Here is an 18,236-nt window from a genome sequence, read left to right as displayed (position 1 = left end):
GGTCACCTTCGCCTGTTTTTCTTGCCTTTGGATTTGCCTGTTGTCGCCCTTGGTTTCGGTTTGGCTGTCCGGGGAAAACCACTGATGTAGGATGAGTATTCCAGCATGCGTACGACGGAAGGACGGGCGCGTCGGGGCGGCTCCTCCACGCCTTCAGGCAAAGGAATGGTATTGGCGGTTTTGGAAGGCTTGCTGTTCACCTCCAAAAGCCACACCTGTCCACGGACATCCACGCCGAGATCGACGCCGAATTCTGCGTAATGGCCGGGCAGTGCTTCTTCAAGCAGGACGGACAGCTTGAGGGCCACTTCTTTTAGCGTGGCTGGAGACGGGCGAACGGAGCTGGCCCATGGTCCACATACACGCAGTGCCTGAAGGGGCGTCATCATCTGGCCGCCTCTGGATATATTGGAAACGATGCGATTCAATCCCAAACGGGCAACCATAGATGTGACGGCCCATTCGCCTGCGCGATTTTTTTGCACCAGCACGCGAAAATCAGTCGGCCGACCGTGCATGCCGATCAACGGTAAACCTTGCTGCAGCAAATAAGGTTTGCCTTTTGTCTGTTTGTGCAAGTACTGGTGCAAGCCGGTTATGCTGGAGAACGTTTTGCCAAACCCGCCTGGGCGGGCGAGCTGATACCCCTCCTGCGTTCGGCGCAGCCGGATAATCCCTCGTCCCATGCTTCCATTTTCCGGTTTTGCATAAACAGTGCGATACGTAGACAGCATCATCCGCAAATCTCCCAGGCTCTGAAAGCGAACCATGGCAGGAAGATGCTCGGCGGCGCTTTCCTGATTTTGCAGAGCGGAGTGCACGTGCCACTTGTTCAAGAAACGCTCGTTGAAGAAGGGGATGTTGGCTTCCTTGCAGCGCTGCAGCCAATTCGCCATCTGCTCGCTGCGCTCCCTTTGGCGGGAGACGAGGCGGTTATAGATACATTGGGGCAGCGGCAGCACTTTTTGGCGCCATACTCCTCCTCTCCGAACAAGGCCGCGCACGATGCCGGCATCCCAATTGACATCCTGAAGTCGGAATGCGCAGATGATTCCTCCACGCTTGCGGCAAATATCGGCTAGCTCGTTGAAAAAAGTTGACAACGGTCCAAACGGGGATTGCGTAAATTGGGCATTGTAAGAGGATACGAGAATCCCTACATACGGCCCGAAAACAAGCGTTTGTTGGTCCGCGTCGTAGCGCAGCAGCAGAGGAACGCCTGTAGGGAGGCGAAGCGACCCAGCCACGGCGGGCCGGATGAGTGTTTGGCCGCTGCGATCTATGCCGCTGATGCGGGCGCGAACCGTTTTGCTTCCGAATTGGACAGTAGCGGTGGGCGAAGAAAGATTCCATTTGCGCATTTGCGCCTGGGGCAGGTAAAGGTCTACTTCCGTCTTTGGCTCGTATCCGACGACGATGGTTGGAACGTAAGACATGGCTATCCCCTTCCCATCAGGCATAAAGTTAGTCTATGGTATGAGTAGCCAAATCGTTTGGTGCCATGCAGAGAAGAAAGGTTGTTAGGAATTATGAACTTATGGATAGTATTAGTGAATATTGGCGTCGGTTCTGTCATTGGCGGCGTCACGAACGAACTGGCCATCCGCATGCTTTTCCGGCCGCTCAAGCCTTGGTATATCGGCAATTGGAAGGTGCCGTTTACCCCGGGACTGATCCCGAGAAGGCGGGATGACATCGCAATACAAATGGGCAGGTTGGTGGAAGAGCATTTGCTCACGACAGAAGGCGTCAGGCGGGCGCTTGCCCAGGGCGGTCTGGAAAACACGCTGGCAAGCTGGATGAACAATCTGGCGATGCACTGGATGGCGGACGAGCGTACGTTGCGTCAGGCTTTGCTTGCCGCTGTTCCCGATTTGTTCACAGAGGATGGAGGCTGGAAGGAAGGCGTGCGCGCTCCTGTGCAGGAGAAGTGGGACGCTTTTGTCCAACATCTGCTCAGTCAATATGAAGAAACAAAGCTGCGCGAGCTGATCCCGCACGCGGGGCAAGAGCGCCTGGACGCCACGTTCGCGACGGTCAGCCAACTGCTGATGGACCGTTTGCGCGGCTATCTGCACTCGCCGGAAGGACAGCAAACGTTGCAGAGCATGGTCAAAAGCATGCTCGGCGGCGGCGGAGGGATGTTTGGCGGGTTGGTCGGCATGTTTCTTACCGACGACAAAATCATCGGCAAAATTCTCCCGGCTCTCGACGACCTTTTGCAAAGCCCGGAGCTGGCCGGACGCCTGCAGCAGTTTTTGCGCAAGGAAGCGGACAAGCTGCTGGACAAAAATGTCGGCGAGCTGGTGGAGTGGCTTGGTCGCGAGCAGATCGACGACTGGTCGCGGGCGCTTTTCGCCAAAATCGAGGAGCAGAGCCTGCGACTGGTCGATGAGCCGCTGTCGCGCCTGACCGCGCCCATTCAGGAGACAGTTCAGACGAACCTCGTCCCGCGGCTGGCAAAATGGATGGTAGAGTCGCTGCAGCAAAACGTGGAACGCATTTTTTCGCGGCTGGCGATTCGCGATATTGTGACAAGGCAGGTAGAGGGCTTCCCGATTGAAAGAATCGAAGAGATGGTCGTCGGCATCTCGGGAAAAGAGTTTCGCATGATTACGGTGCTCGGCTTTATTCTCGGCGGGATCATTGGTCTGGTCCAAGGGCTTTTGGCAAGCTGGTTAGGGTAGGAAAACTGAAAAGAAACTGTAACCGCCTTGTAATAATCCTGTAATATTCCTTGGGTAAGATAAAAGCACGATGAAAACCCCCTTAATGATATACTTTCTGATCGGTAGCTTGAAAAAGCTACCCTTTTTTTTTGCCGCGCCTTCGGGTATATTGTTCGAAGGAGCGCGCGTACATTGGAACGGGTGGGAGACCAGGAAGGGGGAGTAGCAATATGGCAACGAAGCATGAACAAATCTTGCAGCATATTGATCGCCTTCCGATCGGTTCGAAGATTTCCGTGCGGCAGATCGCCAAAGACCTGGATGTGAGTGAGGGTACGGCCTACCGCGCTATCAAGGAAGCGGAAACACAAGGATACGTAAGCACCATTGAACGTGTCGGCACAGTGAGAATCGAGAAGAAGCAAAAGGAAAACATAGAGCGATTGACTTTTGCCGAGGTGGTCAACATCGTCGACGGCCATGTGCTGGGCGGACGGGAAGGGCTGCATAAGACATTGAACAAATTCGTGATCGGCGCGATGCAGTTGGAAGCGATGATGCGCTACATCGACGCGGGCAGCTTGCTGATTGTCGGGAACCGCTATCAGGCGCACAAGATCGCTTTGCAGCAAGGCGCAGCCGTACTGATAACAGGCGGCTTCGATACGAGCGAGGAAATCAAGCAACTGGCGGATCGGCTGGCTCTGCCGATCATTTCGTCCAGCTATGATTCGTTTACGGTCGCGTCGATGATTAACCGGGCGATTTACGACCGTTTGATTAAAAAGGAAATCGTGATGGTGGAGGACGTGCTGAAGCCGCTTGCGGAGACGCCGGTACTGCTGCCGAGCGATACGGTCGCCAAATGGCATCAGTACACGGAGTTGTATCAGGATACGCGCTTTCCGGTTGTCGACGAGCAGATGCGTCTGATCGGGATTGTGACTTCGAAGGATATTATCGGCCACGAAGAGACGGCGACGATCGACAAGGTGATGACGAAAAATCCGATCACGACTTCGCCGCGCGTGTCTGTGGCGTCTTCGGCGCACATGATGGTGTGGGAAGGGATCGAGCTGTTGCCGGTCGTGGACAATTATCGCAAGCTGGTGGGCGTGCTGAGCCGCAACGATGTGTTGAAAGCGCTCCAGTTCACGGCGAAGCAGCCACAGATGAGCGAAACGTTTCCGAACCTGATTATGTCTCATTTCCGCGAGGAGCGTCAGGCTGACGAGCTGGTCTATCTGGGCGACGTCACTCCGCAGATGACGAATCATCTGGGGACGATTGCGAGCGGAATCATGACGACGGTGATGGTGGAAGCGGCTTGTAATCTCTTGCGTCAGCATCGCCGGGGCGACATGGTGCCGGAAAACATCACGGTGTACTTTTTGAAGCCGGTACAGATGGAGAGCCACATCCAGGTGCAGCCGCGGCTTTTGGATATCAGTCGGCGCTTCGGGAAGGTGGAGGTTTCGGTCTACCACGGCGAGCAGCTCGTCGGGCAGGCGATGATTACGGCGCAGATTATTGATCGGTGAGGTGTGTAGTGTTTTTGGGCAGTCTCTTTTTAGAGGGGCTGTCCTTTTTTGATGTTTTTTAAGCGGGGCTGTTGCGGAGAGAAGAATATTTCCGGACTAAGCTCCGGTCTTCACCCACTGAACACAAGCTATCGCTCGCGTTCAGCGGGGCCCGGTCTACGTCCTGCAGGGAAGCGGGGACTGTCCGCTCCGCAGGGATTCGCGGGGAAACGCAAAAGTGGTAGCCGCTTCGTAGTCTAGTCAGGGTTGCGTTTCTGTTGCCCGCGAATCCCTGCTCCGCTGAGTAGGACTTCGCGAGTCGCGGCGTCCGGAAATATTCTTCTCTGCGTGGCTGGGGTTAAAAGATAAAAGGATTGGAGAGGTTTCACTGATGTTTCCTCGTGAGAAATGGCAGGGATGCTTACTGAGTGAAGACCAACCAGCTATTCATTACAGCTATCGTTCGCGTTTAGCAAGTCCCAGACTTCATCTGAAACAGAGCCTCTAACGTGATTAGCAATCTCGTAAGGATACGTTACAAGTAAAATTTAGACTTTCCAGCAGATACATTTAGTTTTAGATACTACTTTACATTTTCCATCAGCCATACGGCCAGGTAGAGAGCTTTTGGCCGTTAAAAGCCCTGTCCCAGCCAACAGCTTCTTTTTTCCCCGACCATTGCTGCCGAACTGAACCGAGCACTTTTCCCGTCCTTTAAAAAGCCGCTCTGAAGCCAACCGCCCCTGAGAGGAAAAAGAAGAAACAAACGAAGGATCTTTGGGACCCCATCCGAGGCGCAATGGAAAAAGGGAAACACGCTTTTAAGCGTCCACTCTGAACAAGCATCCTGAGAAGACCACTTTGGACGCGGTTTCCCTTTTGGAATGGAGCCGGGCAGTGAATCATCCGAGCAGGGGTCCCAAGAATCCTGAGTGGTTTCTTCTTTTTCCTCCGCCACTGCAGCCCGATAGAGCGCTTTTCCCCTTGAAAAAGCCCCGCCCATCCCACCAGCCCCTGAGAACCCAAAGAAACCCCACACATTGACAAAAACCAACAAGTTACACTATCATCTAATTAGAAATTTATCTAATCACATACGCTCACCTCCCCAAAAAAGAAAGGAGCATCCCTGTGCAACTGGATAAACTCGTCACCTTTTACAAAGCCTTGGGCGATCCGACGCGGGTGCGTATCCTCGCGATTTTGGCAAACGGCCCCTTGCACGGGCAGGCGCTGGCTGGGAAGCTCGGCGTGACGCCGCCGACGATTACGCACCATATGGCGAAGCTGCGGGAGGCGGGGATCGTCTACGAGCGGCGAGACAAAAATACGATCTACTTTTACTTGCACGAAGCCAACATGAAGCGGCAGACCCAAGCTATATTGAACGTGCTCGAACGGGCGAAGGACTTTAGCGAAGAAGGGCTGTTTGCGCAAGCGGAGGAAAACCACGATCAGAGGAGGGCCCAGATGGCAGCGGAACACATGCACGTAATCAAAAGCTTCCTGACTCCAGACGGCAAGCTGAAGCAAATCCCGTCCCAGCGCAAGAAAAAGCTGATCGTGTTCGAACACATGGTCCGGGGGCTGGAGCACGGCCGGAAATACAAGGAGCAGGAGATCAACGACTACATCCGCCAGTTCCACGAAGATTACGCGACGATTCGCCGGGAATTTGTCATGAACCACTACATGTATCGGGAAGACGGCATCTACGAGCTGAACCCCGAGGAAATGTGGGCCAAAGCAGAGGATTTGCGTTAACTGGAAACAATCGCCATGCAAAAAGGGCATAAAAAAGGACAACCGTCGGCACTTCGCTCAGGTTGTCTGAAACAATAGAATGTCACACAAACTGATTATAACGAGAACAGATTGTGCTTAGCCATGGCAAACCATTGGCAATTCAGGAAAACTATTTCCAGCAGGCTAAAAGAGAAGCATCGCAATAACCGCTACGCCTCTCTTTTAGCCTGCTTTTTCTTTTCCCGCAAAAGAAAAAACTCCCGGGCAAAAGCCCCGAGCGCCATCGACAACGCGACGACGACTACGAGATGCAGGGCGCGGACAAACGTGTGCGGCGTGAGCAGCAGCACGACGATGCTGGAAATAAGCATCAGCCCGAGCAATGTAGAGCAGATGGCGAGCTGCTTGCCCGTTGTCCATGTCTTCACAAATCCACCTCCTGTCAAAGAAAAAAGCATGCCGAACAATCTGTTTGTTCCCATGCTTTTTAGCTCTCAGATGCCTTTTTTCAATTCTGCCCGCCAGGCGCTGCGATAGTGCAAAAAGTTGCGGGTTCCCAAATACAGGTTCATCACGCCGACGAGCAGCATGACGATCGCGACCACGATGCGGATCGTATCGAGCGTATCAAACGTAAACTGGTTGAGGCCGAACAAAGAGACGAGAATGCCAAGTGCAATATTCATTTTGCCAAGCGTCATCCGGGACTCCAGCGGATGGATGCCGCGTCTGCGCGCGTGGATGCTGAAATAGACGCTGGCCACGAGTGAAGCGAGAACGCCGGTCAAATAAAAGGCCGACCACATAGATGGCTTCATCCTTTCGAACAAATCTGGTATTATCCTACCAAATCAAAGCAAGAAAGGTCAAATTCCAAAAAGAACATTTGTTCTTGTTTCCCCGCATTCCCCTTACTTTCGGTATAATGATAGAGAAAGCGACGAAAACGAATCGACTCGGAAAACAGGAGAGGAAGGAAGCAGATGACCTCCTTTGTCCATTTGCACGTTCATACAGAGTACAGCCTGCTGGACGGAGCGGCGAGGATCGAGGCGCTGGTGGCGCGTGCGCAGGAGCTGGGCATGCGCGCGCTGGCGATTACCGATCACGCCAACCTGTACGGGGCTGTCCCTTTTTATAAAGCTTGCCGGGAAGCGCAGATCAAGCCGATCATCGGGATGGAGCTGTACGTGATCGAAGGCAACTTGCAGGATCGCGTGCGCAATGCGCCTGCCCCGCACCATTTGATCGTACTGGCCGAAAACGAAACGGGCTACCGCAACCTGCTCAAGCTGGCGACAGTCGCCAATACGGAAGGAAACTACATCATCCCGCGCGTGAACAAAGAAGTGCTCGCCCGTCACGCCGCAGGGCTGATAGCGCTCAGCGGCTGCCAGCACGGCGAAGTCGCGCAGCTTTTGCTCGCAGGCGAAGCGCAGGCGGCGCTGGAAGCGGCCTTGTGGCATCGGCGCGTGTTCGGCGAAGCGAATTACTTTTTGGAGCTGGCGGACCACGGCCTGGAGAGCGAGCGCAGGCTCAATGCTCGCCTGGTCAAGCTGAGTCAGGAGACGGGCATTCCGCTGGTCGCCACGAACAACGTACACTACGTCATGCAAAACGAGCATCGCCTGCACGATATCCTGCTCGCGATCAAGGAAGGCAAAACGATCGAGGAGGAAAACCGTTTTCGCTACGAAACGGACCAATACTACTTGAAAAGCGGAGAGGAGATGGCAGCGGCCTTTTCCTACGCGCCCGAGGCGCTGGCGAATACGGCCATGATCGCAGACAGATGCAGCGTAGAGCTGTCGTTTGGCGCGCACATTTTGCCGGAATTTCCCTTGCCTGCGGGACAAGATTCGGCACAATATTTGCGTTCGCTCTGCGAGCAAGGCTGCCGGGAACGCTACGGGGAAATGACGCCGCAAATCCGGGAGCGGCTCGATCACGAACTGTCGATCATTACCGGAACGGGCTTTACCGACTACTTCCTGATCGTGTGGGACTTCATGCGCTACGCCCACCAGCACGGCATTCCGACCGGGCCGGGCCGGGGCTCTGCCGCGGGCAGCCTTGTCGCCTATGCGCTGAAAATTACAAACGTCGATCCGCTCCGCTTCAACCTGCTCTTTGAGCGGTTTCTCAATCCCGAGCGGGTGACGATGCCGGATATTGATATCGACTTTTCCGTGGAGCGGCGCGACGAAGTGATCCACTACGTGGCGAAAAAGTACGGTCACGACCGCGTCGCCCAGATCATTACGTTCGGGACGATGGCGGCTCGCGCTGCGGTGCGCGACGTCGGCCGGGCGCTCGGGCTGTCGCTTGGGCTTATCGACCGCGTGGCCAAAATGATTCCGCAATCGCCGGGGATGACGATTGACCGCGCGATAGAGCTCAACCCGGATATCGGCAAGCTGTGTGCCGAAAACAAGCAGGCCGCCTTGCTGATCGCGACAGCAAAAGGCGTGGAAGGGCTGCCGCGCCACGCTTCCACCCATGCGGCGGGCGTCGTCATTTCGCGCGAGCCGCTGACCAGCTACGTGCCGCTGCAAACCGGCAACGAAGGGCTGGCGCTCACCCAGTATCCGATGGAGATTTTGGAGGAAGTGGGCCTGTTGAAAATGGATTTTCTCGGGCTGCGCAACCTGACGATCATTCAGGAGACACTCCGCCACCTCGCCGAGCAAGGGATTGAGCTTGACCTGGAAAAAATTCCGACAGACGATCCGAAAACGTTCCGCATGCTGTCGCGCGGCGAGACGACAGGCGTGTTTCAGTTGGAGTCGGGCGGGATGCGCCATGTGCTTCGCGACCTGAAGCCGACCAGCTTGGGTGACATCATCGCTGTACTCGCCCTGTACCGTCCGGGACCGATGGAGATTATTCCCCAGTACATTGCCGCCAAGCACGGCCAGAGCAAAGTCCAGTACGCTCATCCGATTCTCGAGCCGATTTTGCGCGAAACGCACGGCTTTATGATCTACCAGGAGCAGATCATGCAGATTTCGTCTACGCTCGCTGGCTTCAGCTTGGGCGAGGCCGATATTTTGCGCCGGGCAGTCGGCAAGAAAAAACGCGAGCTGCTGGCCGAGCAGCGGGAAAAATTCGTGGAAGGCTGCGTCCGCCATGGCTACGGGGAAGAGTTGGGCAACCAGGTGTACGACCTGATTGTGCGCTTCGCCGATTACGGCTTCAACAAGGCCCACTCCGTCGCCTACGCGATCATCGCCTACCAGATGGCGTACTTGAAAGCGACCTATCCGCTCGCTTTCATGGCAGCGCTTTTGTCGCTGTCCATCGGCTCGCAGACGAGGATCGCCGAGTACACGGAAGAGGCGCGCCGTCTCGGCTTGCGCGTGCTTGGCCCGGACGTCAACAAGAGCGCCGCGTACTTTACGGTAGAAGACGATGCCATCCGCTTTGGGCTTGCTGCCGTGAAAAACGTCGGCTACGGCGCGATCGAGTCCATCGTCAAGGAGCGCGCTGTCCGGCCGTATCGGGACGTATTCGATTTTTGCGCCAGAGTGGATGCGCGGCTCGTGAACAGACGGGTGGTCGAGTCGTTGACACTGTGCGGCGCGCTCGATTCGCTGCCTGGCCATCGCAGCCAGTTGCTGCTTTTGCTTGATGAAGCCGTGGGCAAGGCCAACGCAAAACGTGTGGAGCGGGACGCCAACCAGCTCAACCTGTTTGCCGGAGAGGAGCAGTCTGCCCCGCCACGGGACCCTGCGGAATACCCGGAGGTGCCGCCGCTTTCACGCGCCCAGCAGTTGAAAGAAGAGCGCGAGCTGATCGGCGTCTACATCTCGGGGCATCCGCTCGACCAGTACGCCCATGTGGCTGCCCGCCCGGAAGTGACGGCCATCTCCGCTCTCGGCGAGGTAGCCCGCGACAAAACGGTCAAGGTGTTCGGCATGATTACCGAGGAAAAGCGCATCCAGACGAAAAAAGGCGACCCGATGGCGTTCCTCACGCTGGAGGACAAGACGATGCCTGTCGAGCTGGTCGTGTTTCCGCAGGTGTTTGCCAAGTACGGACCGCTTCTGGGCAAGGAGCGCATCGTCGTGGTCGAAGCGCGGGTAGACCATCAGGAGGATACGGTGAAGCTGATCGCTTCGCGTTTTTGGGATGCCGAGACGCTGCCTGCACCGACGACAGAAACGGTTCTGTTTGTCAAAATAACGGCCCGGCAGGAGCACGATTCGACACTTACGCGCCTGCAACGGCTGTTTGTCGAAAAAAAAGGAACGATTCCTGTGATTTTGTTTTACGAAGGAAAAAGACAGACAATTCGCCTTCCCGACGATATTCGGGTAGAGGTGGACGAGTCATTTTTGGAGCAAGCGCGAGAAATTGTGGGACGTGACAGCGTAATTCCGAAAGAATTGCCAATAAACAAGGGAGGATGAGGAATGTCCTCCCTTTTTCGCCGTTTTCGGCAGGTTTACAGGATAATAGTTTTTGCTATATAGTGAACTCATAACTCAATAAGTGGTCAGACCACTTAGGGCTTTTAAGCATGAAAGAGGCTGTACAAGCAATCATAGAAAGATTATCGTGAAATGGAGTGGGTTAAGATGTCTAATCTGAGAGAGGAAGCACTGGAACTTCATCGAAAAAATAAAGGGAAGCTGGAGGCGGTGACAAAGGTTCCTGTTCGCAATGCGTACGACCTGAGCTTGGCTTATTCTCCTGGCGTAGCTGAACCTTGCAAAGACATTTTCGACGACAAGTCCAAAGTTTACGAATACACCATGAAAGGCAACCTCGTTGCTGTCGTGAGCGACGGTACAGCCGTTCTCGGCCTCGGCAACATCGGTCCGGAAGCAGCGATGCCCGTGATGGAAGGAAAAGCGGTACTGTTCAAATCCTTCGCAGGCGTGGATGCTTTCCCGATCTGCCTCAACACAACCGACGTGGACAAAATCGTCGAGACGGTGAAGCTGCTTGAGCCGACCTTTGGCGGCGTGAACCTCGAAGATATCGCAGCTCCTGCGTGCTTCGAAGTGGAAGAGCGCCTGAAGCGCGAGACGAACATCCCGATCTTCCACGACGACCAGCACGGTACGGCGATCGTGACGGCAGCCGGTCTGATTAACGCCCTGCGCGTAGTGGACAAAAAGCTGGAGGACATCCGCGTAGTGGCGAACGGTGCGGGCGCCGCTGGTATCGCGATCATGAAACTTTTGATTTCCATGGGCGTAAAAGAAGTCATCATGGTCGATACAAAAGGAATCGTGTACGAAGGCCGCGACTACGGAATGAACCCGGTAAAAGAAGAAATGGCGAAAATCACGAACCGCAGCAAGCTGCAAGGCGATCTGGCAGAAGCGATGAAAGGGGCAGACGTATTTATCGGCGTATCCGTAGCAGGTGCTGTCACTCCTGAAATGGTGCGCTCCATGAACCGCGATCCGATCATCTTCGCCATGGCGAACCCGACTCCGGAAATCATGCCGAACGAGGCAAAAGCAGCGGGCGCAGCGGTTGTCGGTACAGGCCGTTCCGACTTCCCGAACCAGGTGAACAACGTCCTCGCTTTCCCGGGCATTTTCCGCGGGGCGCTGGATACGCGCGCGACCGAGATCAACGAAGAGATGAAGCTGGCAGCCGTCTATGCCATTGCCGACCTGATCTCGCCAGAAGAGCTCTCTGCTGAAAAAGTAATTCCTGCTCCATTCGATCCGCGTGTTGCTCCAAACGTTGCAGCAGCCGTAGCCAAAGCGGCGATGGAAAGCGGCGTAGCCCGCATCACCGTCGATCCGGAAGCAGTAAAAGAGAAAACAGCCAGTCTGGCAGCCATTTCCTACCAGCAAGTGTAAGGGAAGTGCAGTCAAACACCCTCCACGAGCACCTGTATCGGACGTGAATATGTGGAGGGTGCTTCACTTCACCAGTAGTAGCAATAAGGAGGGTCATTGTGCTCGACTCCACTCAAGATCGAAAGGTTTACGAAGGCATTCTCCTGCAACTTCACGAAATCATTCAGGAGCAAAACTTACGGCCTGGCGACAAGCTTCCGTCGGAGCGAGAGTTGTCTGAGCAGTTGGGAGCAGGGCGATCCTCTGTACGCGAAGCTCTCCGTGCTCTGGAACTGCTCGGGCTCATCGAGACTCGCCGCGGAGAAGGCACCTTCCTCAAGCATTATCGGCACAACCGTCTGATCGATATTCTTGGCTTTTTTATCCTACGGGATACGAAAACCAAGAAGGACTTGATCGAAATGCGCAAAATGCTGGAGATCGACGCTGTTCGTCTCGCCTGTAGGCGGGCGACCGCGAAGCATTTTGAAGAAATGGAACGGATTCTCGCCATTGCGCACGAACGGGTAGAGAGAGGCGAGGTTCCTACGGAAGAAGACTATCAGTTTCATCGCGTGATTTGCCGATCCAGCCGCAATTCCATTTTGCACCGCATCTGGACGCCGTTGGTAGAGTATAGCAACAGCGTGCGGACGGAATCGCTGTCGCGGGAAGGCAGGGCGCGCATGGCGCTGGAAGAGCATCGCGAGATCATGGAGGCAATCCGCGCAGGCGATGTCAGTGTCGCGGTTGAGAGAATGAGGCACCATCTGGAGAACAGCAAGCTCTAGATTTTTCTCCTATTTGCGAGGGGCGCTGGCGCTGTGATATGATGATGCAGACCTGTATTGGACGATGAAGGAGGAAGCCAGCATGTGGACGGTCATCTACATCGCTCCTAGCGCTAAAATAGCTGAACGGATACAGCAACGTTTGACAGATGAAGGGTTTTTGGTCAAGGTTCGCGAGGCGAAGGTCTCGAAGCAATACGAGATTCTCGTGCCCGAGGGCGAACTGAATGAAGTCCGGGATGTACTCGGCTCGATCCTTCACTGATGAGAAAGGTGGGGTGTACCTGTGCTAAAAGATCTTTTCGGGAAAAAGCGCAAATTTGCCACTGTCCCTTCTGAGACACTGGCACGTGTCCCTGCTTCCACCGACGCTAGCAAGGAAGCGGGTACGAAGGAGAAGGAAGTCCCTGAGGGATTGATGAATAAATGCCCACATTGTGGGACGATCCACTACTCGAAGGATTTGGAAAAAAATCTGCGCGTATGCAAAGGCTGCCAGTTCCACTATTCCATGTCCGCGCCGGAGCGGTTGCAATCCATTTTGGATGATGGGGTTCTGACAGAGGAGTTTGACGCGAATTTGATTACCGCCAATCCGCTCGGGTTTCCAGGCTATCTGGAAAAGCTGGAGCAGGACATGGCCAACACCAATCTGAACGAAGCGATCATCACCGGCGAGGGGCTGCTCGGTGGCAACCGCATCGTGATTGGCGTCATGGATTCCCGCTTCCGCATGGCCAGCATGGGCTCGGTTGTCGGGGAAAAAATTACGCGTGCGATTGAGCAAGCGATCGAACGGCGACTGCCTTTCATCCTGTTCTCCGCATCCGGCGGGGCGCGCATGCAGGAAGGCGTTCTCAGCCTGATGCAAATGGCGAAAACAAGCGCGGCTTTGTCCAGACTTGACCGCGAGCGCTTGCTGTTTATTTCGGTCATGACGAATCCTACATACGGCGGCGTGTCGGCGAGCTTTTCTTCGCTCGGTGACTACAACATCGCGGAACCGGGCGCCATGATCGGCTTTGCGGGACGTCGCGTCATCGAGCAAACCATTCGCCAGGAGCTGCCAAAAGACTTCCAGACAGCAGAATTTTTGCTGAAAAACGGTCAGCTCGACATGGTCGTGCACCGTAAAGACATGCGCCAAACGCTGTCCAATCTGGTAGAGATGCACACGTCACGGGAAGGAGTGGAAATATGGCAGGCGAACTCCCCTTTGAAAAGCCATTAGTAGAGTTGCAAGACAAAATCAAGGAATTGCGTCGCTTTACCGAAGAAAAAGGCATTGATTTTTCCGACGAAGTAAAGCGTCTGGAACAAAAGGCAAAAGAGCTTGCCGAACAAATTTACGGCAACCTGACGCCGTGGCAGCGCGTCCAACTGGCCCGTCACCCGGAAAGACCAACGACTTTGGACTACATTCAACTTCTTTTTACTGATTTTCTGGAAGTACATGGGGACAGGCTGTACGGGGACGACCATTCGATCGTGGGCGGGATTGCCAAGTTTGACGGGCGCCCGGTGACGGTTATCGGCCATCAAAAAGGCAAAGACACGAAAGACAACATCAAGCGCAACTTCGGGATGGCTCATCCGGAAGGCTACCGCAAAGCTTTGCGCATCATGCAGCAGGCCGACAAATTCGGACGGCCGATCATCTGCTTTATCAATACATCAGGAGCTTATCCAGGCAAAGCGGCAGAGGAACGCGGCCAAAGCGAAGCGATTGCCCGCAACTTGCGGGAGATGGCTACCTTTCGCGTGCCGATTATTTGCATTGTCATCGGCGAAGGCGGCAGTGGCGGCGCGCTGGCGATCAGCGTAGGCAACCGCATCTATATGCTGGAGAATTCCTATTACTCCGTGATTGCGCCGGAGAGTGCGGCTGCGATTCTCTGGAGAGATTCCAGCCTGGGCATGCGCGCAGCGGAGACGATGAAAATTACGGCTCCCGATCTGCTCGCTCTCGGCGTGATTGACGGCATCATCGACGAGCCGTTTGGAGGAGCGCACCGCGACCTGATTGCACAGGCGACCTCGGTCAAGGCGGTCATCTCCGAGCAACTGGAACAGTTGGGCCGTTTAAGCCCGGATGAACTGGTACAGGACAGATACGAGAAGTTCAAACGAATCGGCGAGTACGCCTCCCTGTAAGCTGCAGGGGGCGTTTTTTGTCTTTTTTCTGCACGGAAAATCTGCTACAATCGAGTTCGAATAAGCGAGTTATCAGAGCTTTCAAAAAGTATGGCACATTTCTGTTGTGTGTATAACAGATATACGAAACGGAGTAATACAGCATGTTTCATACACGTTATGGTACATACTGTTTCTGTTTCATGACATGCTAAAGACGATATGGATTGGAGAGGTGGATTCCATGCAAAAGCTTGCGGTTCTGACCAGCGGCGGAGATTCGCCAGGCATGAATGCGGCGGTACGTGCGGCCGTTCGCCGTGCCGCTTACCACGGAGTGCAAATGTACGGGGTATATCACGGATACGAAGGTCTGATGAAAGGCGATATCCAGGAAATGACACTGGGCTCCGTTGGGGACATTATCCAGCGAGGAGGAACCATCCTCTATTCTGCCCGGAGCGAGGCTTTCAAGACTGACGCCGGACAGCAAAAAGCGGTCGAGCAGTTGCGCAAATTCGGGATCGAAGGGCTGATCGTCATTGGCGGGGACGGCTCTTTCCGCGGAGCGCAAAAGCTGACGGAAAAGGGCTTCCCGACGATTGGCGTGCCGGGCACGATCGACAACGACATCCCGTGCACCGACTTTACGATCGGGTTCGATACCGCGCTCAATACGATTGTAGAAGCGATCGATAAAATTCGCGATACGGCAACCTCCCATGAGCGCACCTACATCATTGAGGTAATGGGACGCGACGCAGGCGACCTGGCTTTGTGGGCAGGGCTTGCCGCAGGGGCCGAGTCGATTATCATTCCGGAAGAATCCCAGGACATGAATGATATTATTGAGCGTCTGCACGCCGGACAGCGCCGCGGCAAAAAGCATTCCATCATCATCGTGGCAGAAGGCGTGGGCAGCGCGGCTTCTTACGCCGAAGCGATCACCAAGGAAACAGGCTGGGAGACGCGCGTGACCGTGCTCGGACACATTCAGCGCGGAGGCTCGCCGACCGCGATGGACCGGATGCTGGCGAGCCGGATGGGTGCAGCCGCAGTCGACTTGCTGTTGGAAGGCAAAAAAGATCGGATGGTCGGCATTCAAAACAACCAGATCGTCGACGTTGATTTCAACGAAGCATTGTCACAGAAGCATCAATTGGATTTATCCGTATATCAACTGGCGCGAACACTGTCCATCTAGTCGAAAAGCGCTGGAGCAGCAGTGTATAGAGGAGGCATAATTCCTATGTTAAGGAAAGCAAAAATCGTGTGTACAATCGGACCGGCGAGCGAGTCTGTCGAGACGCTGAAAAAGCTGATACACGCGGGAATGAACGTAGCTCGTCTGAATTTCTCCCACGGAAGCCACGAAGAGCACGCGGCGCGCATCGCAAACATTCGCCGCGCATCCGAGGAGACTGGCAAGCCGGTGGCGATCCTGCTGGATACGAAAGGGCCGGAAATCCGCACGGGCACGCTTGCCGTTGAGGCAGTCGAGCTGGAGGAAGGAAAAACACTGATCCTGACGACAGAGGAAATCGCTGGCACAGCCGAGCGCGTCTCCATTACGTACTCGGAGTTGCCGCAAGATGTCAAACCGGGCGATACGATTTTGATCGACGACGGCTTGATCGGGCTGACGGTTCAGGAGGTCCGGGGGAACGAGATCGTCTGCCTCATCAAAAACGGCGGTACGCTGAAAAGCAAAAAAGGCGTCAACGTACCGGGCGTCAAAATCAACCTGCCCGGGATTACGGAAAAGGATGCGCAGGACATCGAGTTCGGCATCCAGCAGCAGGTTGATTTCATCGCGGCTTCTTTCGTCCGCAAAGCCTCCGACATTTTGGAAATCCGCCAGATTTTGGAGCGCCACAACGTGCGCATCGACATCATCGCCAAAATCGAAAACCAGGAAGGCGTCGACAACGTCGATGAAATTCTCGTCGTAACAGACGGCCTGATGGTGGCGCGCGGCGACCTGGGTGTGGAAATTCCAGCCGAGGAAGTGCCGCTCGTCCAGAAAAAGCTGATTAAAAAATGTAACGAGCTGGCCAAGCCTGTCATTACGGCTACGCAAATGCTCGATTCGATGCAGCGCAATCCGCGTCCGACCCGGGCCGAGGCAAGCGACGTCGCCAACGCGATTTTTGACGGCACGGATGCGATCATGCTGTCCGGTGAGACGGCTGCGGGCAAATACCCGGTGGAATCTGTGGAAACGATGGACCGCATTGCCGTAAGAGCGGAGCAAGAGCTGAACTACCGCGAGATTTTGTACGCACAAGCCCAGCTTAAGCAAGTGACGATTACCGATGCGATCAGCCAGGCTGTCTCCAATGCAGCGCTGGATTTGGACGCGGCAGCGATCATTACCGCAACCGAGAGCGGACATACGGCGCGCATGGTGTCCAAATTCCGTCCTAAGGCGCCAATCGTCGCAGTCACTCCGCATGCGGCTGTCATTCGCCGTCTGGCGCTCGTAAACGGCGTCTATCCGGTGAAAGGCGAGCTGGCGAATACAACCGATGAAATGCTGGAGATGTCGGTGCAGGAAGCGATCGACGCCGGCTTTGTGCGCCATGGCGATCTCGTGGTGATTACCGCGGGCGTGCCTGTGCGCGAAGTAGGGACAACCAACCTGATGAAAATCCACGTAATTGGCGATGTGGTGGCAAAAGGACAAGGCATCGGCCGCAAAGTCGTGACGAGCCGGGTCGTGATTGCCCGTTCCGCAGAGGAAGCGCTGCAAAAAGTCGAGGAAGGCGTCATTCTGGTGACGATCGGAACGGATTCCGACATGATCGAAGCCTTCAGCAAGGCTGGCGCCGTCATTTGCGAAGAGGGCGGGCTGACGTCTCACGCTGCCATCGTAGGCTTGAACCTGGGCGTGCCTGTGATCGTAGGCGTGCCGTTTGCTACAGACTTGTTGAAGGAAGGACAGGTCGTGACAGTCGATTCGGAGCGCGGGCATATTTATTCAGGTCATGCGCGCGTTTTGTAAATATCATAGTCTTGTATGATATGGCTTTTCAGCCGAACCCCGTGATGAAAATCAACGGGGTTTTCTTTGTGTGCCACGCATGGCGACTAACTAAGCGGTGAAAGTCCGCTTGTGGGGGCTGGTAGTGGACAACCCCTAGCCAAGAGCAAGGGTGTACAGCATGAGGTGGAAAGGAAGCTGGAGGCAAAATCCCGGCCCGAGGACAAACGAACATCATCAGGTAGAGGGGATGGGACGACCTTGCTGAACAAAGCAAAGTCCAATACGCTACACGGACATCCCAGTGTAAATGATGCGGGGAGATGGGAGGAAAGTGAGTCGTCAGGAGCGAAGGGCAGCCAACTTCCAGCGGAAGGCTCACCGCAGAAGAACAGGGCGGAACACGAAGGAGATGGGCGAATGAACTTCTACCCTCTCTCAAAGAAAGCGGGGAAACCATCAAGGAGCAAATCCGGGCAGGTAAATACCGCCCCCAATCCCGTTCGTAGGGTAGAAATCCCAAAAGAGAACAGCGGCAGCCGGTTAAATAGGCGCTAGTTGCCGAAAACAGCGAAAAACGCCCGAAAATG

14 protein-coding genes are annotated in these 18,236 nt (G+C 55.0%); 11 read left to right on the top strand and 3 right to left on the bottom strand.

What is annotated here, in order from left to right:
• Window positions 1–2: 2 nt before the first annotated feature.
• Window positions 3–1,436 carry a YheC/YheD family endospore coat-associated protein gene (locus tag AC27IT_RS08205; protein ID WP_283858841.1) on the bottom strand — a complete coding sequence of 478 codons (1,434 nt, stop codon included), beginning with the start codon at window positions 1,434–1,436 and terminating at the stop codon, window positions 3–5.
• A gap of 93 nt (window positions 1,437–1,529) precedes the next feature.
• On the opposite strand from AC27IT_RS08205, the gene AC27IT_RS08200 reads away from it, so the two are divergent.
• The 3 genes from AC27IT_RS08200 (at window position 1,530) to AC27IT_RS08190 (ending at window position 5,953) form a co-directional block, all read left to right on the top strand.
• Complete coding sequence (locus AC27IT_RS08200; protein WP_007782705.1) at window positions 1,530–2,687, top strand: DUF445 domain-containing protein; 1,158 nt, start codon at window positions 1,530–1,532, stop codon at window positions 2,685–2,687.
• Between the two features lie 212 nt (window positions 2,688–2,899).
• Window positions 2,900–4,210 carry a DRTGG domain-containing protein gene (locus tag AC27IT_RS08195; RefSeq protein ID WP_005831405.1) on the top strand — a complete coding sequence of 437 codons (1,311 nt, stop codon included), beginning with the start codon at window positions 2,900–2,902 and terminating at the stop codon, window positions 4,208–4,210.
• Between the two features lie 1,110 nt (window positions 4,211–5,320).
• On the top strand, window positions 5,321–5,953 hold the full coding sequence (locus AC27IT_RS08190) for a DUF2087 domain-containing protein (RefSeq protein WP_005831403.1): 633 nt from the start codon (window positions 5,321–5,323) through the stop codon (window positions 5,951–5,953).
• A 191-nt stretch (window positions 5,954–6,144) separates the two neighbouring features.
• On the opposite strand, the gene AC27IT_RS08185 is transcribed toward AC27IT_RS08190, so the two are convergent.
• Both AC27IT_RS08185 and AC27IT_RS08180 read right to left on the bottom strand, forming a co-directional pair.
• The gene (locus tag AC27IT_RS08185; protein WP_025846811.1) at window positions 6,145–6,363 is read right to left on the bottom strand and encodes a hypothetical protein; all 219 of its coding nucleotides are present in this window, start codon (window positions 6,361–6,363) and stop codon (window positions 6,145–6,147) included.
• 66 nt (window positions 6,364–6,429) lie between these two features.
• Entirely contained in the window at window positions 6,430–6,741 is a 312-nt protein-coding gene (locus AC27IT_RS08180) for a YtpI family protein (protein ID WP_005831401.1), read from the bottom strand.
• Window positions 6,742–6,918: 177 nt separating this feature from the next.
• Between AC27IT_RS08180 and AC27IT_RS08175 the strand changes: the two genes are divergently transcribed.
• The 8 genes from AC27IT_RS08175 to pyk all read left to right on the top strand — a co-directional run bounded on the left by AC27IT_RS08175 (window position 6,919) and on the right by pyk (window position 17,667).
• Window positions 6,919–10,347, top strand: a complete 3,429-nt coding sequence (locus AC27IT_RS08175; RefSeq protein WP_487091725.1) for a DNA polymerase III subunit alpha — start codon at window positions 6,919–6,921, stop codon at window positions 10,345–10,347.
• Between the two features lie 168 nt (window positions 10,348–10,515).
• Window positions 10,516–11,760 carry an NADP-dependent malic enzyme gene (gene ystJ / locus AC27IT_RS08170; RefSeq protein ID WP_005831397.1) on the top strand — a complete coding sequence of 415 codons (1,245 nt, stop codon included), beginning with the start codon at window positions 10,516–10,518 and terminating at the stop codon, window positions 11,758–11,760.
• Between the two features lie 98 nt (window positions 11,761–11,858).
• Window positions 11,859–12,530 carry a FadR/GntR family transcriptional regulator gene (locus AC27IT_RS08165; RefSeq protein ID WP_283858844.1) on the top strand — a complete coding sequence of 224 codons (672 nt, stop codon included), beginning with the start codon at window positions 11,859–11,861 and terminating at the stop codon, window positions 12,528–12,530.
• An 82-nt stretch (window positions 12,531–12,612) separates the two neighbouring features.
• On the top strand, window positions 12,613–12,795 hold the full coding sequence (locus tag AC27IT_RS08160) for a hypothetical protein (RefSeq protein WP_005831394.1): 183 nt from the start codon (window positions 12,613–12,615) through the stop codon (window positions 12,793–12,795).
• A gap of 21 nt (window positions 12,796–12,816) precedes the next feature.
• Window positions 12,817–13,761 carry an acetyl-CoA carboxylase, carboxyltransferase subunit beta gene (gene accD / locus AC27IT_RS08155; protein ID WP_007782689.1) on the top strand — a complete coding sequence of 315 codons (945 nt, stop codon included), beginning with the start codon at window positions 12,817–12,819 and terminating at the stop codon, window positions 13,759–13,761.
• The gene (gene accA / locus AC27IT_RS08150; protein WP_005831390.1) at window positions 13,728–14,684 is read left to right on the top strand and encodes an acetyl-CoA carboxylase carboxyl transferase subunit alpha; all 957 of its coding nucleotides are present in this window, start codon (window positions 13,728–13,730) and stop codon (window positions 14,682–14,684) included. Before accD ends, accA begins: the two co-directional genes overlap by 34 nt.
• Before the next feature lie 223 nt (window positions 14,685–14,907).
• A complete protein-coding gene (gene pfkA, locus AC27IT_RS08145; RefSeq protein WP_005831388.1) occupies window positions 14,908–15,867 on the top strand; it encodes a 6-phosphofructokinase in 960 nt (319 codons plus the stop codon).
• A gap of 45 nt (window positions 15,868–15,912) precedes the next feature.
• Window positions 15,913–17,667 carry a pyruvate kinase gene (gene pyk / locus AC27IT_RS08140; protein WP_025846818.1) on the top strand — a complete coding sequence of 585 codons (1,755 nt, stop codon included), beginning with the start codon at window positions 15,913–15,915 and terminating at the stop codon, window positions 17,665–17,667.
• The last annotated feature ends 569 nt before the right edge of the window (window positions 17,668–18,236 follow it).

Source organism: Brevibacillus sp. YAE8 (genome assembly GCF_057543335.1).
Note: the sequence above shows the minus strand (reverse complement) of the source record. Positions and strands in the feature narration are given on the sequence as shown.

Bases quoted from the DNA above. Each gene is read 5' to 3' on its own strand.
- AC27IT_RS08205 (WP_283858841.1), bottom strand. From the start codon at position 1,436: ATGTCTTACGTTCCAACCATCGTCGTCGGATACGAGCCAAAGACGGAA.
- AC27IT_RS08200 (WP_007782705.1), top strand. From the start codon at position 1,530: ATGAACTTATGGATAGTATTAGTGAATATTGGCGTCGGTTCTGTCATT.
- AC27IT_RS08195 (WP_005831405.1), top strand. From the start codon at position 2,900: ATGGCAACGAAGCATGAACAAATCTTGCAGCATATTGATCGCCTTCCG.
- AC27IT_RS08180 (WP_005831401.1), bottom strand. From the start codon at position 6,741: ATGTGGTCGGCCTTTTATTTGACCGGCGTTCTCGCTTCACTCGTGGCC.
- AC27IT_RS08175 (WP_487091725.1), top strand. From the start codon at position 6,919: ATGACCTCCTTTGTCCATTTGCACGTTCATACAGAGTACAGCCTGCTG.
- ystJ (WP_005831397.1), top strand. From the start codon at position 10,516: ATGTCTAATCTGAGAGAGGAAGCACTGGAACTTCATCGAAAAAATAAA.
- AC27IT_RS08160 (WP_005831394.1), top strand. From the start codon at position 12,613: ATGTGGACGGTCATCTACATCGCTCCTAGCGCTAAAATAGCTGAACGG.
- accA (WP_005831390.1), top strand. From the start codon at position 13,728: ATGGCAGGCGAACTCCCCTTTGAAAAGCCATTAGTAGAGTTGCAAGAC.
- pfkA (WP_005831388.1), top strand. From the start codon at position 14,908: ATGCAAAAGCTTGCGGTTCTGACCAGCGGCGGAGATTCGCCAGGCATG.
- pyk (WP_025846818.1), top strand. From the start codon at position 15,913: ATGTTAAGGAAAGCAAAAATCGTGTGTACAATCGGACCGGCGAGCGAG.